Source organism: Thermodesulfobacterium hveragerdense DSM 12571, assembly GCF_000423845.1.
GTDB lineage: Bacteria > Desulfobacterota > Thermodesulfobacteria > Thermodesulfobacteriales > Thermodesulfobacteriaceae > Thermodesulfobacterium > Thermodesulfobacterium hveragerdense.
In genome coordinates, this window is sequence record NZ_KE384097.1 from 57,090 (window position 1) to 73,154 (window position 16,065).

12 protein-coding genes are annotated in these 16,065 nt (G+C 37.4%); 4 read left to right on the plus strand and 8 right to left on the minus strand.

Annotated features, from left to right (window positions below; genetic code table 11):
* Positions 1 to 232: 232 nt before the first annotated feature.
* The 6 genes from trmB to G580_RS0108900 all read right to left on the minus strand — a co-directional run bounded on the left by trmB (position 233) and on the right by G580_RS0108900 (position 9,265).
* The gene (gene trmB, locus G580_RS10765; protein ID WP_051173333.1) at positions 233 to 1,282 is read right to left on the minus strand and encodes a tRNA (guanosine(46)-N7)-methyltransferase TrmB; all 1,050 of its coding nucleotides are present in this window, start codon (positions 1,280 to 1,282) and stop codon (positions 233 to 235) included.
* Positions 1,272 to 2,684 (minus strand): efflux transporter outer membrane subunit, encoded by a 1,413-nt coding sequence (locus G580_RS0108875; RefSeq protein WP_028841840.1) that lies wholly within the window; start codon positions 2,682 to 2,684, stop codon positions 1,272 to 1,274. The genes trmB and G580_RS0108875 overlap by 11 nt, the downstream gene beginning before the upstream one ends.
* Positions 2,681 to 5,800 carry an efflux RND transporter permease subunit gene (locus tag G580_RS0108880; protein ID WP_028841841.1) on the minus strand — a complete coding sequence of 1,040 codons (3,120 nt, stop codon included), beginning with the start codon at positions 5,798 to 5,800 and terminating at the stop codon, positions 2,681 to 2,683. Before G580_RS0108880 ends, G580_RS0108875 begins: the two co-directional genes overlap by 4 nt.
* Positions 5,801 to 5,802: 2 nt before the next feature.
* Positions 5,803 to 6,912 (minus strand): efflux RND transporter periplasmic adaptor subunit, encoded by a 1,110-nt coding sequence (locus tag G580_RS0108885; RefSeq protein ID WP_028841842.1) that lies wholly within the window; start codon positions 6,910 to 6,912, stop codon positions 5,803 to 5,805.
* Between the two features lie 17 nt (positions 6,913 to 6,929).
* Positions 6,930 to 7,520 (minus strand): TetR/AcrR family transcriptional regulator, encoded by a 591-nt coding sequence (locus G580_RS0108890; protein ID WP_028841843.1) that lies wholly within the window; start codon positions 7,518 to 7,520, stop codon positions 6,930 to 6,932.
* A gap of 212 nt (positions 7,521 to 7,732) precedes the next feature.
* Positions 7,733 to 9,265, minus strand: a complete 1,533-nt coding sequence (locus G580_RS0108900) for a flagellin N-terminal helical domain-containing protein (protein ID WP_028841844.1) — start codon at positions 9,263 to 9,265, stop codon at positions 7,733 to 7,735.
* A 164-nt stretch (positions 9,266 to 9,429) separates the two neighbouring features.
* Between G580_RS0108900 and G580_RS0108905 the strand changes: the two genes are divergently transcribed.
* The 4 genes from G580_RS0108905 to yajC are packed head-to-tail and all read left to right on the plus strand — an operon-like array spanning position 9,430 to position 12,810.
* On the plus strand, positions 9,430 to 10,116 hold the full coding sequence (locus G580_RS0108905; protein WP_028841845.1) for a hypothetical protein: 687 nt from the start codon (positions 9,430 to 9,432) through the stop codon (positions 10,114 to 10,116).
* Between the two features lie 20 nt (positions 10,117 to 10,136).
* Positions 10,137 to 11,321 carry a pyridoxal phosphate-dependent aminotransferase gene (locus G580_RS0108910; RefSeq protein WP_028841846.1) on the plus strand — a complete coding sequence of 395 codons (1,185 nt, stop codon included), beginning with the start codon at positions 10,137 to 10,139 and terminating at the stop codon, positions 11,319 to 11,321.
* Positions 11,321 to 12,448: a tRNA guanosine(34) transglycosylase Tgt gene (gene tgt, locus G580_RS0108915; RefSeq protein ID WP_156874820.1), complete on the plus strand. Its 1,128-nt coding sequence runs from the start codon at positions 11,321 to 11,323 to the stop codon at positions 12,446 to 12,448. Before G580_RS0108910 ends, tgt begins: the two co-directional genes overlap by 1 nt.
* A gap of 29 nt (positions 12,449 to 12,477) precedes the next feature.
* Positions 12,478 to 12,810 carry a preprotein translocase subunit YajC gene (gene yajC / locus G580_RS0108920; RefSeq protein ID WP_245542865.1) on the plus strand — a complete coding sequence of 111 codons (333 nt, stop codon included), beginning with the start codon at positions 12,478 to 12,480 and terminating at the stop codon, positions 12,808 to 12,810.
* A gap of 3 nt (positions 12,811 to 12,813) precedes the next feature.
* Here the strand turns inward: yajC and trmFO are convergent, their stop codons facing one another.
* Together trmFO and G580_RS0108930 are read right to left on the minus strand one after the other, a co-directional pair.
* Complete coding sequence (trmFO, locus tag G580_RS0108925) at positions 12,814 to 14,124, minus strand: methylenetetrahydrofolate--tRNA-(uracil(54)-C(5))-methyltransferase (FADH(2)-oxidizing) TrmFO (RefSeq protein ID WP_028841849.1); 1,311 nt, start codon at positions 14,122 to 14,124, stop codon at positions 12,814 to 12,816.
* Positions 14,125 to 14,133: 9 nt separating this feature from the next.
* Positions 14,134 to 16,062 carry a secretin N-terminal domain-containing protein gene (locus G580_RS0108930; protein ID WP_028841850.1) on the minus strand — a complete coding sequence of 643 codons (1,929 nt, stop codon included), beginning with the start codon at positions 16,060 to 16,062 and terminating at the stop codon, positions 14,134 to 14,136.
* Positions 16,063 to 16,065: the final 3 nt, after the last annotated feature.

A 16,065-nucleotide genomic window follows, 5' to 3' on the forward strand; every position in this document is an offset into this window, starting at 1 on the left:
TAGTTTGTTTGCTTCTACTGAATGTAGAAATCTTCCTTATTTAAAAATAATCTGGTGATTGGTAAGTGGTCTGAGTTGCTTAAAATATCTGCAATTATAAACGAACAGGGGAAAACCTCTAAATTCGGTGGCTATTCCATTTTTAGTGAGAAGAAAAATAAAGAATAGCTTTAATCTTACTCCATTAACGCAATTGTTTGATAGAGCGTACTCATAAAATTAATTTGTAAGGCTATACTAAAGTTTTGCTTAGATTAAAAATTTTATTTTTACAGGTAGTTTTTATTAGCTCAGCCTCAGGTAAAAAAGACCAGATTTTGTGAGTTATCAAAGAGATAGCAAGGTGGACTCCATCTGTTGGGTCAGGATGGTCTGAACTATGAACAGAAATAAGAATCCCTCTGGTTTCATAAGGATTTACAGCTACAAAAAACCGTTGTTGCAGACTCTTTTCTAACACTATGAGGTCTATAAGTAACCCATCTTCTTTGGTATAAACATCTAAAACCTTTATTAAATCCCCTTCGCTTTGGTATAAAATGCCCTTAGATATAGCTTTAGCCAAGGCTCGAAAATCTGGCAATTCTTTTACCTTCAACACACTTATTATGGGCACATAGTCCTCCTTCGTTAACCTTAATAAAGAATATTTCTCTTTTATCCAATCAGGCAACCTAACCCTTTTTATCTTTTTAAAACCGGTAAAATATAAAGGTAGACCTTGAGAAAGCCATTTTCTTGCATATTTGGTAGGATAAAAATCTTCTATCTCAGTTCTTATAAGCTCTTCCCAAAGAGGAGAAAAAGCCTCATTAGTGGTAAATAATTTTACTACCTCCTCAAGATAAGGTCTATGGTCTGTTGCCATCCGAAAAAATCCACCTTCTTTAAGCCGGTCTGCAAGCAACCATACAAACGCTTCATTAACTAACCTGTTTCGTCTTTTCTTACGTTTATCCCAAGGATCTGGAAAATTAAGATAAAGTCCAGAGATACTTTCTGAAGTAAACCCTTTAATAAGAAGTTTGGTCCCTTCCATCGGTAAGAGTCTTAAATTTGAAAGACCTTCTCCTTCTGCCCTTTTTAAAGCCTTTCTTAAAACCTCCCGGCAAAACTCGGTGCCAACAAAGTTAAAATGAGGGTAAGTTTTGGCTAAATGAACGATAAACTCTCCGTTTCCTATACCTATCTCTACATAAATAGGGTTTAAATTGTTAAAAATCTCAGACCACTTAGGTTGAAAGCCTAAATCTTCTTCTTTTAAGTAGACTTTATTTTCCATTAAAGTTGAAGTTTTCTTTATAAGAGTAACCGCCTCCAAGGGCTTTGTAAAGATTAACATAGGCATTAAGAAGGTCTGTTTGTAGTTGGATTAGGTTAAGCTTAGCGTTGAGATAGTTTCTCTGAGCATCAATTACCACCAAATAATCAATCAACCCTTGTTCAAACTTTTTTTCTGAAAGGGAAAGAACCTTTTCTAAAGAGGCTAATCGCTCCTTTTGAACTTCCAACTTTTTCTCTGCTGTTTCTATGGCTACCAAAGCATCATATACTTCTTTAAAAGCAGTTTTTACGGTTTTTACATAGGTATACAAAGCCTCCCTCTTTTGAGCCTCTTTTAGTTCTACCTGGCTTTTAGTTCTACCAAAATCAAGTATCGGTCCTGCTAAAGAAAGTCCCAGATTCCAAAAAGAGGCTGAATGTGTAATAAGGTTTGACAACTCATTACTTTTATACCCTAAAGCACCTGTTAAAGAAATACTCGGAAAATAGGCTGATTTGGCTACACCTATCTCAAAGTTAGCGGCTTTAAGGGTCTCTTCTGCCGCGATGATATCAGGCCTGCGCACCAAAACTTCAGAAGGTAAAACTGAGGGAGGTTTTAAAGGCTGAGGTAAATCCTGCCTTACCAAAAAATTTTTTTCAAAAATCTCCTTAGGACTTCTTCCTAAAAGGACGGACAAAACAGTTTTCAAAACTTCTCTTTGATTTTTCAAAGTTTCTACCGTTAATTTGGCAGATTCATACTCTGCCTTAGCCTGTTCTACAACTATTTTGCTAACCAAACCTTTTTGAAACTGAGTTTTTCTATATTCGTAAGTTTCTCTAAGCTTTTCGGCGTAATCTTCGGCGGTTTTAAGTTGCAAGGTGGTTGAAGTTAGGTTTAAATAGGTAGAGACTACGTTTGCAATCAGGCTGATTTTTAAAGCTTCTTGGTTAGCTTTAGCAGATAAAAGCCTTGCAAGACCTGCCTTTTCTTGATTTCTAAGTTTACCCCAAAGGTCTATCTCATAAGACACCAAACCAGAAAAAGAAAAGGAATAATCTGTTTTGCCTCCAAGAGGACCAGTATATTCAGAATTTCTACCTCTTTCAGCCTGACCTTGATAACCAAAATAAGGATAAAGCTGAGCCCTTAGGTTGCCAAGCATAGCTAAGGCTTGTTCCACACGAGACTGCGCGATCATAAGATCATCGTTTGCTTTTAGGGCCTCTTCTACCAGCTGGTTTAAGTAAGGATCATCAAAGTTTTTCCACCAGTTATCTGTTAAGCTAACGGTCCCATTTTCTAACCTAATACTCTGAGGTAAAGGTAGATCAGGCTTCTTAAGCTCTGGGGCTAAAGAGCAACCAAAAACCAAAAACATGCTTAAACCTAAAATCGTTAGTTTAGATTTTTTCATTTTCTTCCCGTTATTTTAGAAAGTCTCTCTCTTAATTTTACCACCACGTAATAAAAAAGAGGTATAAAGAAAACCCCAAACAACGTTGCAAAGGTCATTCCCATAACCACGGTTGTTCCGATGATCATTCTGCTGTGAGCTCCAGCTCCACTTGCAAACATAAGAGGTATAGCCCCGGCAATAAAAGCAAACGAGGTCATCATAATCGGTCTATACCTGAGATAAGCAGCCTCTATCGTTGCTTCAACCAACCCCATACCACGTTTTAACCTTTCTTCTGCAAACTCAACGATCAAAATAGCATTTTTGGCAGAAAGTCCGATCAAAACCAAAAGCCCTGCTTGGAAATATATGTCATTCTGTAAACCAAAAAGATTTAATCCCAAGGCTGCCCCAAAAAGGGCAAAAGGTGCACTTAAGAGGATGGCAAGAGGAGCACTCCAGCTTTCATAAAGCGCAACCAAGATAAGATAAATAAAAATTAAGGCATATATAAGGGCTAAATTACCCTTAGTTTGTACCTTGACCTCCTGATAAGACGTTCCTGCCCAGGCTATCGTATATCCTGGAGGTAAAACTTCTTTGGCTACCTCAGAAATAGCCTTGATAGCATCACCTGAAGTATATCCAGGCTTAGGATTTCCTAAAACTTTAGCACTTACGAACATATTAAATTTTTCTAAAATAGGAGCATCTGGGATTAACTCTACTTTAATCAAACTACTGATAGGGATCAAGTTTCCATTTTTTGAGCGAACATAGACATAACTATAATCTCTTAAATCATCACGATATTCACCTTCTGCACCTAAGTTAACATGAAAAATTCTACCGTAAAGGTTAAAATCATTAACATAGTATTTACCAAACACGATGTTTAAAGTACGATAAACTTCATCTACATCTACCTCATAGGCCTTAGCTTTTTCTCTGTCAACTGTAACCTTATAAGTAGGAACATTAGGAACAAAAGTAGTTCTAACTGCGGTAAGTTCAGGCCTTTGATTAGCTTTAGCCACTATCTCTTGAACATATTTATAAAGGTCAGAAAGAGGTCTTCCTGACCTATCCTGGATATACATTTCAAAACCACCTACCAAACTCATGCCTCTAATAGGAGGTGGATTTACTACAAAGATTAAAGCCTCCCGGTTTTTCGCAAATTGTTGATTTAATCTCTGAACCAAAGCAAATGAAGAATGTTCTCTACCCTTCCTTTCTTTCCAATCCTTTAGATGAATAAAAGTAGTCAAAGAATCGCTTTTAAAATCAAAAGTTTGCAAATCGAGACCTGCTATGTTTATCCACTCCTCTATTTCTTTGGTTTTGGCTAAGGTATCACTTATTTCGTTGGCAACATTTATCGTTCTTTTTAATGAAGATCCTGGAGGTAGGTTAGTAAAGATATTAAGAAGACCATTATCTTCAAAAGGCACTAGTCCTGTAGGTAGACGTTTGATAAAAAATATAGTTCCTATTACCACAAAAATAAATACCGCTATTCCTATCGGTACAAATCTAAGAAAATTTTTAACTGTGTTTACAAACCACTTTCTACTTTTAAAAAAGAATAGATTAAACAATCTAATAGGTAAAGGCATCTTTTTATGCTCTTCCTCTAAAAATCTTGCACAAAGGGCTGGGGTCAGTGTGAGAGCTACAATTCCAGAGAGGATCATAGAAATAGCGATGGTTACGGCAAACTGACGATAAAAAGCACCGGTAAAACCTCCTAAAAAGGCTGCGGGGATAAAAACCGCAGAAAGCACAAGTACTATCGCTATGATAGGCCCTGTTATCTCTTGCATAGCCTCGATGGTTGCTTCTTTAGAAGAAAGCCTTTTAACCCTCTTTATTCTTTCTGCATTTTCTATCACGATGATGGCATCATCTACCACAAGTCCTATGGCTAATACCAGACCAAAAAGGGTAAGAAGGTTGATAGAAAAACCTAAGGCATACATGCCAGCAAATGTTCCAATGATAGAAACAGGTATGGCAAGCACAGGGATGATGGTAGCCTTTAAACTCCCTAAGAAAAGATAGATAACAAACACTACCAAAACTAAAGCTATCACAAAAGTAAGGATAACCTCTTTGATAGCTTCCTTAACATAAGGAGCTGGGTCATAAGGATAATAAAATTTTATATCCTCTGGAAAGTTATGCGAAAGTTCTTTTAACGTCTCTTTTGCCTTTTTGTTTACTTCTAAAAGGTTAGCATTGGGGGCCAAAAAAATACCTACTAGGATAGCAGGGTCTTTCTTATAAAAAGACTGTCTGTTAAAGTTTTCTGAACTTAGCTCTACGGTTGCTACGTCCTTTAAAAGTAGCTTAGACCCATCAGGATTTGACCTCAAGATGATGTTTTCAAACTGAGAAACCTTTTCAAACCTTGGATCTCCTTTTACGGTGTAAGAAAAACTATAAGCCTTATCTGTAGGTTCTTGAGCTATACCTCCTGCAGAAAACTGTTGATTTTGAGACGCAATAGCTTGGGCTACTTCTATCGGGGTTAAACCATATTTAGCAAGTTTATCGGGTTTTAACCAAACCCTGATAGAATAACTTTTATCATCAAAAATTACAACGTCTCCTACCCCGGGTATACGCTTTAACTCTTCTACCACGTTTATCAAAACAAAGTTAGAAATTTCTACCGGGCTTCTTACCCCTCCCTGAGAGATAAAAGCTACCACCAAAGCAATGTCAGGGGAACGTTCTCTTACCTGAACTCCTTGTCTTCTTACCTCTTCAGGAAGTTTACTCAAGGCCATTTGTACCCTGTTATTTACATCCATCTTCGCAACGTTAACATCAGTCCCTACTTCAAAGTAAACATTTATGTTAACATCTCCGCTTGAAGAAGCAGTACTTGACATATAAATCATGTTAGGGACACCGTTAATACTTTCTTCTAAAGGAGTAACTACTGTTTTTAAAACAGTTTCGGCGTCTGCCCCAGGATAAACAGTTCTAACCATTATTTGAGGAGGGGTAAGGGCTGGATATTCTTGGATAGGGAGTACTTGTATAGCTAAAATCCCAAGCAAAACAAAAAAGATAGAAACTACTGCCGCAAATCTCGGCCTTTCTATAAAAAACTTTGAAATCATACTTATTCTCCAACTACCTTTTCCACCTTTACAGGAACACCTGGCTTGAGCTTAAGGAGATTGTCTAAAGCTATAATATCTCCTGGTTTAAGGCCTTCTTCTATCACTACATACTCGTCTGAAGTTTCTCCAAGTTTTACTGGCTGAGGCTGTACCTTGTTATCCTTTATTATCCAGACCACAGGACCGGTAGGTGTCTGAAACACAGCTTTTTGAGGTATTAGGATTATGTTCTTTCTTGTGATACCTTTTACTACAACCTGCACAAACTGCCCTGGAAGTAAAATCCTTTCAGGATTTTTAAAAAGTCCCCTGGCTTTAACTGATGCGGTCTTTTCATCGATGATGGTGTCTACAAAATCTATCACCCCTGAATAAGGATAAGTTTTACCTTCAAGGATTAAGCCAAGGTTTAGACCTTTTAGTCCCATAAGCCCCTTTTTGGTGATCTCGAACCCTAATTTAACCAAATCTCTGTCAGGAAAAGAAAAATCAACATAAATAGGGTCTATCTGGTTTATCGTTACCAAAGGCGTACCAGGATTTACCAGATTCCCTACGTCTACCATTCTCTGTCCTACAATACCAGAAACCGGGGCTACAACTTTGGTGTAGCCTAAGTTTATCTCTGCTTGTCTTAACTGGGCCTTAGCATATTCAACATTTGCCTTAGCAGTTTTATAAGCAGAAAGGGCAAAGTCTCTTTCTTGTTCACTTACTACCTTTGCTTTAAAAGATGCTTCTATCCTTCTCCAATCTTTTTCTGCTTTCTCATACTCGGCAAGGGCTCTTTCTAAATTAGCCTTTGCACTTCTATAATTAGCTTCATACAAATCAGGTTCTATCAAAAAAAGCACCTGACCCTTTTTAACAAAATCCCCTTCCTTAAAATACTGCTTTTGTAATACCCCGGTAATTCTTGCCGATACTGTTACAAAAGAAATACTCTTAGTTTTACCAGGATAGACCAATTCAACCTTATGATCTTTAGGTTGAAGAACCTGATAAGCAGTTACAGGTACGACCATAGGTTTTGGTTGCTCTCCATTTTTCTTATAACAACCGAAAAGACTTAAACTTATGATAAATGTCCAGACTAATATCCTAAACATATAGACTACTCCTTCGCTTAGGGTTTAAGGCCAACTCCTTTTATAAAAAATTCTACATAACAGTCTATAATTGTTTCTAAATCATTTTTTCTGATGTTTAAAAACTCTTTGATTTCTTTAGCATAAAAGTAAGAAAAAAACATCCCTAAAAAGGCTCTCGCTGCAAACTGTGTATTTACTCTTCTAAAAATACCCCTTTCTATTAACTCGTTAAAATATGAAGATATAAGTTCTATGATGCTTTCTACGATGGATTCGTGAATCTTTTTTATATAATCAGGATATCGGTAAAAATCTGTATACATGATTCTTATCAAGTTTTTCTTAGACTCAAGAACGTTTAAAAACTCTCGAGCTATCTTTTTTAAAGCAATGTCTGGAGGTTCAGTTTTTATCTCAGACAAAATCTCTTTGAGTTTAGGTAAAAAAGAATACTGATTTATGGTTTCTGCAAAAAGATTTTCCTTAGAACCAAAGTGTCTAAAAAGAGTTACCTCAGCTACCCCAGCCTGTTTAGCGATCTCTTTGGTGGTTGCCCCTAAAAACCCTTTCTCTGAAAAAACCTTTAAGGCAGCTTCAAGAATCCTTTTTTTTGTATTTTTGCCCATCTTATCATCCTTTTTAGTAAGTACTTACATTAATTTTTAACTATAGCACGATTTTTTTATTTATCAAGAGAAAAACAAAACGATTGGTTTATAAAGTTTTTGACAGAAAAGGACAGAAAAAAATAAAAAAGGGCGGGTTTAGACCCGCCCCTCTCTTAAGCATAAACAAAGGCAGAAGCAGGATAACCCCTGCCTCCACCCTCTAAATCTTACTACCTCAACAACTGAAGCACTAATTGTGGCTGAGTATTTGCCTGAGCAAGCATCGCAACCGTTGCCTGCATACGAATCTGATAAGTAGTAAACTCTGCCATCTCCTTCGCATAGTCTGTATTCCTAATCACAGACTCAGCCTCCTTGGTGTTGTCATAAGCTACCTTTTGACTGTCAAAAATAGACTGAAGGTTGTTCATCGTCGCACCAATCTGTGCCCTTATGGTATCAACCTTCCTCAACGCTACCTCTGCAATAAGCATCGATGCCTCTGCACCTTCGTTTGAAGTCACATCTATAGAATAAAGATTCTTAAACTGAGAACCTGCTGAGCTTCCTATTTCAAAATTTCCTAAAGCAGTAGCACTTACTGACCCTAAAGCCAAACTAAAGTCTTTGTCATTAGCAATATAAAGGTCTCCAACCTTCATCGCAGCAACCGCAGTTGCGTTGTTGTTAGATGCGGTTACCGTCCCTGAAGAAGCATTACTCAGGTCGTTTATAATCTGGTTAACATTTATTACTCCACTTCCGCTTGCAAGATTAATCTCAACACCTATGGTATAACCTTTAGATGAAGTTAACACAAGTCTTCCTGCATCGGTTGATGCGGTAAGATCAGCATTAGCTGTTGCTGCCGCACGATTAATCTTCTCAACAAGCTCATCAAGAGAAACTGTTGTTTCCGCGGTAAAATTAAAAGATTTATCCCCTACATAAAAAGTTAAGGTAGCAGAAGTAGCAACATTAGCTATACCTGTATACTTTTCACCAACACTAACATTTATAGCCTTAGCCTTGAAACCTACATCATTCAATTTTTCGTTTATCTGTTCTGCCATATACCCTGCATCCAGGATGTAGTTGGTTGCAGAACCATTAACATTTTTTATGGTTGCTTCAATTACTCTGCCGCCAACAGTTATGTTTTGTGAAGTGGTAGAAACAAAATCTGTAAAGTCTGTGATAGCATCGTTTGTACCACCACCTGATTTGTTACCACTGGTTTTTACCATATGAGCTCCCAATTTCTGTGCCCTGATATCATCTACCGACAAATATACCGTCTGCTCAAGTCTAGCTCCATAATGTATATACTTGTCCTTAAACGTCCCATCTAAAAGCTTTATACCGTTATACTCCGTGTCTGCTCCTATCTTCTGTATAGCCTCAACAAAATTCCTTATCTCCTGCTGCAAAGCCTGCCTTGCCGTGGGATCATTGATGTCGTTTGCCGCGTTCTGGGCCCTCACATAAATCTCCTGAAGCTTGTCAAAGATCTGTCCTGCTGAAGCCTCTGCGATCTGTAAAGCTGAAATCCCTGTCTGAATGTTACGATTTCCCTGCTCATACCCCTTCGCAACCGTTCCAAGCATGTCCGCAATAAATAACCCTGCTGAGTCGTCTGCCGCATTCAAAATCCTGTTCCCTGTCGACAACCTCAACAAACTCTTGTTCAACGACCTCTCGTTCCTTAACAACGCTGTATGCGTCTGCGCTGCTCCTTCGTTAAAATTAATCCTCACTGCCATATCAGGCACCTCCTTTTTTGGTTTTCTTTTTTCTTTTGTATTTTTTATCGGAACTTTCTTAAATTTCTTTAGCTATGATATCTAAAATTCATGGTCAACCCTTTTACTTTTTCTATAAAATGTTAAAATTTAGATCAAAACTTAACTGGAAAAGGGTACATACGATGATTCAAAAGTTATCCTCAGATCAAAGTTTAGCTCCTCTATCTTACTTAAAATCTCTTAAAAAAACTAAAGACCAGTCTATCTTTATTTCACCTGACTTTAACTTTTTAATTTTTAAAGCTAAAGATGAACATGACGAGCCACCTCCAGTCCTTCCTATTCATTTTTCTCACTTTCTTTCTTTGTATGATAAAGTCAAGCATCAAGCCTCTCCTGTAAGGTTATACCTTACCAAACCTGCTTGGGTAGAAATCCTCTCTACTGAAGGAGGAGCAACTAAGGAATATTTTTTATACTTGGAAGAAGGAGAAAAACATCTTATAGACAATCGGGCAATCCAGTCCATATCTTACGAAATTCTTAATAAACTTAGGGATTTACCTTTTGAAAAGGCAAGCTTTACCCCTCCTAACCAACCTAACGTATATGTGTATACCCATCTATGGACGGTTGAATGGTTTGACCAAACTCTTATGACCCTTACTTTTCAGGAGGGATTTGTACACCAACATTTAGTTCTGCAGTTTGACTGGATGGAAGGACAAGTGCTTATTCCTTCGGTAAACTCAGCCTGCTTTGGTTATAGATTTTATATAGATGACCCATTGATTTTAAAAGCTTTTGAAACCCTATGGGAAATATCCCAAACCTCAGGTTTTACGCCAGAAATTTTTAAAAATCTATAATATTTTTGAGGAGAAAACCCATGGTTTCACAGCAAATCAAAGACTATCTGGAGAGAAGTTCCTGGATAAGAAAGATGTTTGAAGAAGGGATAAAACTTAAAAAAACTCATGGTGAGGACCAAGTTTTAGACCTAACCTTAGGGAATCCAGACCTTCCCCCTCCTCCTCAAGTCAAAGAAGCCTTAAAAAATTTTGTAGAAAACTATACACCCTACTTTCATCGTTATATGTCTAATGCTGGATTTCCTTTTGTAAGAGAGGTAATGGCTAAAAAGGTGAGTGTAGAACAAGGGGTTACGCTCACCTCCGAAGACGTAATTATGACCTGTGGTGCAGCTGGTGCTTTAAATGTCATTTTTAAAACTCTTCTCAACCCAGGAGAAGAGGTGATTTTCCCTTCTCCATTTTTCGTAGAATACATCTTTTATACAGAAAACCATCAAGGTATACCTAAACCTGTGTCTACCAATCCGGATTTTTCCCTTAACCTTGAGGCTTTAGACCAAAATATCACCGAAAAAACCAAAATAGTCCTGATAAACTCTCCTAACAACCCAACAGGGCAAATTTATACCGAGGAAGAAATAAAAGGTCTTGCTGAACTTCTAACAGAAAAAAGTAAAACCTTTGGACATCCTATATACCTAATTTCTGATGAACCATACAGAAATTTAGTTTTCGATAATCATCAGGTACCCTCTATTTTTAAACACTATCCAAACAGTCTTATTGCCTATTCCTTTTCTAAAGAACTTTCTCTTGCAGGAGAAAGGATAGGTTTTGTAGCCGTTCATCCTGAGATACAATCTAAGAAACTCATCTTGGAAGGATTAATCCTCTGCAATAGGATTTTAGGGTTTGTAAACGCACCGGCTTTAGCTCAAAGGTTGGCTGCAGAGTGCGCTTTTGCAAAGGTAGAAACCAATATTTATAAAAGAAGAAGGGACCTTATTTGCGATATGCTCCAAGAGGCAGGGCTTGAGTTTGTTAAACCTAAAGGTGGACTTTTTATCTTTCCTAAAGTACCGATGGATGATGTTATCTTCTGCCAAAAACTAAAAGAACATCTGATATTGGCTGTGCCAGGGCGTGGTTTTGGTGTATCAAACCATATAAGACTTTCTTTTTGCGTAGATGAAGAAACCCTAAAAAGGCATAAAAAATCTTTTGTCGAAGCAGTAAAAACTATCCTTAAATACACTTAATTTTGATGTTTAAGTTCCACGTTTTATACGAAAGCCAGACCACCCAGGCCAGAATCGGGATGTTAATCACCCACCGAGGGGTGGTTGAAACACCAGTCTTTATGCCTGTAGGTACTCAGGCTACCATCAAAGCTGTTCCTCCTGAGAACATAGCTTCTTTAGGCTATAGAATAGTTTTAGCTAACACCTATCATCTTTACCTAAGACCTGGGGCTGAAGCTATCAAAGATTTGGGCGGACTTCATAGATTTATGAGGTGGCCAAGACTTATCCTCACAGATAGCGGAGGGTTCCAAGTATACAGTCTATCGCAGTTTAGAACGATAAAAGAAGACGGAATCATTTTTAAATCTCACCTCGACGGGTCAGAGCATTTTATCACCCCGATTGAGGCTTTAGAAATTCAAACAAAACTTGGTTCTGACATAGCGATGGTCCTTGACACATGTATTCCTTATCCGCTATCTTATGAAGAAACTAAAGCCCTTACTGAACTTACCCACCGATGGGCCTTAGAATCTTTTAAATATAGACAAAGACACAAAAACACCAAACAAGCCGTTTTTGGTATCATTCAGGGAGGTATGTTTGTAGACCTTAGACAAAAAAGCACTTCTTTTATCACTTCTCTTGAGTTTGACGGCTATGCGATAGGAGGCCTTTCAGTAGGAGAACCTTTAGAACTAAGAAACGAAATGATCGAAGTTTCAACCAGTTTTATGCCTAAGGATAAACCAAGATATCTTATGGGGGTAGGAACTCCGATTGATATTGCTGAGGCAGTAGCCAGAGGGGTTGACATGTTTGATTGCGTCCTTCCCACCCGTAATGCCAGAAGAGGAAGTCTTTTTACCTCTCAAGGACCTTTATCGATAAAATCTTCCAGATTCAAAACCGACTCTGAACCGATAGACCCAAATTGCGTTTGTTATACCTGTCGGAACTTTTCTAAGGGATATCTAAGACATCTTTTTCATACCAAAGAACTTTTGGTCTATCAACTATTAACCCTTCACAATCTATTTTATTATGCTAAACTTATAGAAAAAATAAAACAAAGCATCAAACAAGAAACCTTGTTGAACCTAATTCAAGAAATTAAAGAGTTATATTTAAAAACCACCTAATAAAAAACCACCTAAAAGGAGGCAGTTTTATGGACTTAAACTTAGTTTCTAATCTTTGGGCTATGGGTACCCCTCAAGGACAACCTCCTCAAGGAGGACTAATAGGTTTTATCGTCTCTCTTCTACCTCTTATCATCATCTTTGTAATCTTCTATTTCCTTCTTATCAGACCTCAACAAAAAAGAATGAAAGAGCATCAAAAATTTCTTTCTGAACTAAGGCCAGGACAAAAAGTTTTTACCACCGGTGGTATCGTTGGAAAGATCGTAAAGATTGAAGGAGATATCGTCTGGTTAGAGGTTGACAAAGATACCAACATCCCTGTGGTAAAAGGCTATATCGCCGGTCCCATCAACTTTTAACCTTTATAACACCTGATTTTTTTTGATCCATTCAGAAAGGGCCTTTAGTGCCCTTTCTGCCATTAACTGATATCTTTGATTTTTATTAACCTTTTTATCAAGCTGAGGGAGAAGTCCCCAGTTTATGTTCATAGGTTGAAAATACTTAGGATTTCCTTCAACCAAATAGTGCACCAATGCCCCGATAGCTGTTTCTTTAGGAGGAATTAATAAAGGCTCTCCCTTAATCAACCTTTCTGCGTTAATTCCTGCTAAAAAACCCATGGCAGTAGATTCTACATAACCTTCAACACCTGTAAGTTGTCCTGCTAAAAAAACATTAGAACTTTTTTTTAGCTGAAGGGTAGGACTTAAAACCAAAGGGGCATTAACAAAGGTATTTCTATGAATAGAACCTAACCTTGCAAACTCTGCACGCCCAAGCCCTGGAATAAGCCTAAAAACCCTTTTTTGTTCCTCATATTTAAGCTTGGTTTGAAACCCTACCATGTTGTATAAAGTCTTTTCCCGATTTTCAGGCCTTAGTTGTATTACTGCATAAGGCTGTTTACCTGTTTTTGGATCTACCAATCCTACAGGTTTCATCGGACCATAAAGCAGGGTTTCTTTCCCCCTTTCAGCCATCACCTCTATAGGAAGGCATCCTTCAAAATACTTTGGGTCTTCAAAGGAATGTAGAGGAACTTTTTCTGCTTTTATCAAAGCCTCCCAAAACATTTCGTATTCCTCTTTAGTAAGAGGACAATTTACATAAGATCCTTCTTCTTTTCCATAACGGTCTGCCACAAACACCTTATCCCAATCTATGGTTTCTGCATAAACCACCGGAGAGATGGCATCATAAAAATGTAAATAAGGAACCTCTATCAGGGTTGCCAAAGCTTTAGTCATGGCTTCACTGGTAAGAGGTCCTGTGGCTAAAATGACTATCTTATCCTTAGGAATCTCCGTTAATTCTTCTCTGATAATTTTTATGTTAGGATGAGAAGAAAGTTTTTGGGTTATATACTCAGAAAAAAGTTTTCTATCTACTGCTAAAGCTTTGCCTGAGGGAATTTCAGCGTTTAAAGCCGACTCAAGTATCAAAGATTTTAAAAACCTTAGTTCTTCTTTTAAAAGGCCTACAGCCTTAGTAAGCTCTTTAGAACGAAGGGAGTTTGAACATACAAGTTCAGCTAATAAGTCTGTTTTATGGGCTGGGGTAAGTTTAGTAGGGCGCATCTCAAACAGGACAACCTTAACCCCTCTAACCGCAAGCTGCCAGGCAGCCTCAGAACCAGCAAGCCCTCCCCCTACTACCCAAACTTCAGACATGTTTTATTTTTAATAATCTATCCCTTCAATAGGGATATAGGCTATTCTTGGGGTTATAAAAATCATAAGTTCGCTGGTAGACAACGTTTTTTCTTTTCTTTTGAAAAATTCTCCTGCGCCTGGAATACTTCCAAGCCCAGGAACTTTATCTATGTTATCAGAAATGTTATTTATTTTAACCCCTCCTATTACTAAAGTTTCTCCATTATCAAGTAAAGCAGAGGTAGAAATGTTACTGGTATTAATAGTTGGTTCACCTTGAACTGTACGCCCCCAATCAGGTTCTGACTTTTCTATAACCACATCTACAAAAATTTTACCCTCTGGGGTAACAGAAGGGGTTACCAAAAGTTTTAACCCTGCATCTATAAAACTTACAGTTGCTTGGTTAATGTTAGCTGCATAACTCAAATAAGGAATTCTGTAACCCTGCTGTATTATAGCTTGTTCCTTATCAAGGGTTAAAATTTGAGGTTTTGAAAGAACCCTTGCAACCCCTGATTCTTCAAGAGCAGAAAGAGTTACATCAAGCACAGCCGTGGTAGCACCAAAATAACCTAAAGCAACCCCTAAATTTGCTATGCTATTGGCAACACCTAAATCAAAGATGGTTGTGTTAGGAACGTTAATACTTGGTGTTTTTGTGGTCATGGTATCATTTGTGGTGATAGAATGACCTGGAGCAATACCCCAAATACTATGTTCCGTTCTTTTCCAAGCAGCTCCTCCCCACTTAATACCCAATTTATGTGCATATTCATCTCTCATTTCTACTATTCTTGCCTCTATCATTATCTGAGGCCTTGGTTTATCTATGGCTTTGATGATTGCCTCAACCTCATCTAATATCTTAGGAGTTGCTTTAACTATGATGGTGTTGGTCAGAGGTTCAAAGGTTATTTTATTAGGATCCTTAAGTAACTCCTGAAGTTTCTCTGGAAAACGATGGCTCTTTAGAAGGTCTATGACCTTGCTTGCTCTTAAATACTTAAGCGTAAAAATTTTGGTAATAAGCAGGTTTTTTTCTTCTTGAACCTTTTGTAAAGCATCAAAAATATCTCGCTGAGCTTCTATTTCTGCTTTAATACCCTCTTTACCCTGAGCTACAGCCTTTAAGTAATCTTTATACTGTTCTGCATATTTTTTGACCTCATCTAACGTAGCAATCACAATCAAATTTTCTGTTTTCAACTTCGCTAAACCAAAGTTAGAGATTATCGCATCTAATAACAGATCCCACGGAACATCTTTGGCTTTAAGGGTAACTATACCGTTAACTTTATCACTCACCAAAATATTAATACCACCTACCTCTGAAAGAAGCCTTAAAACGGCATGTAGGTCTGCCCCTTGGAAATCAACCGTTATAGGAATACCTTTATATTTAAGCTCAGAAAGAGGAAGAGTAACCCTTCTTTCGTTTAAAAAAATCTCGTATGGTTGGGTAGTTATCTTATTTTCTAAAATATTCCTTAGTTCCTTTAAAGTTTTTTCCTCCAAGGTTTCTACTTTTTTATCTTTAATAACCACGTTGACTGGTTTAACAGGTTTTTCCCATAAAAATTCAACCAAAATCTTATTTTCTAAATCTTTTACCTGAACGTTAAACTTTTTGGTCAAGATTAAATTTAATCTAATCCCATTCTTTTCTAAAGAAACATCTACTTCTTTAATCAAATCCTTGGGTAAAGTTTTTACCCAGTTTGATTTTAAAGGAACCACGTTTTGTAAAAATAGAGTTAATTTAGTCTCTTCAACATTTAAGGTATATTGGGGTTTTCCGTCAAACTCAAAAATCAAAGTATCAACCGGTTGTTTCAAGTAAAAAACCTCTCTTAGATTGGTCTTAGCCTTTACCTCACCCCTTCCCAAACTTAAAATAAACGTAAAAGCTAAAATAAATATAAACATGTTAAAAATAAATATCCTTATCTTCATAAC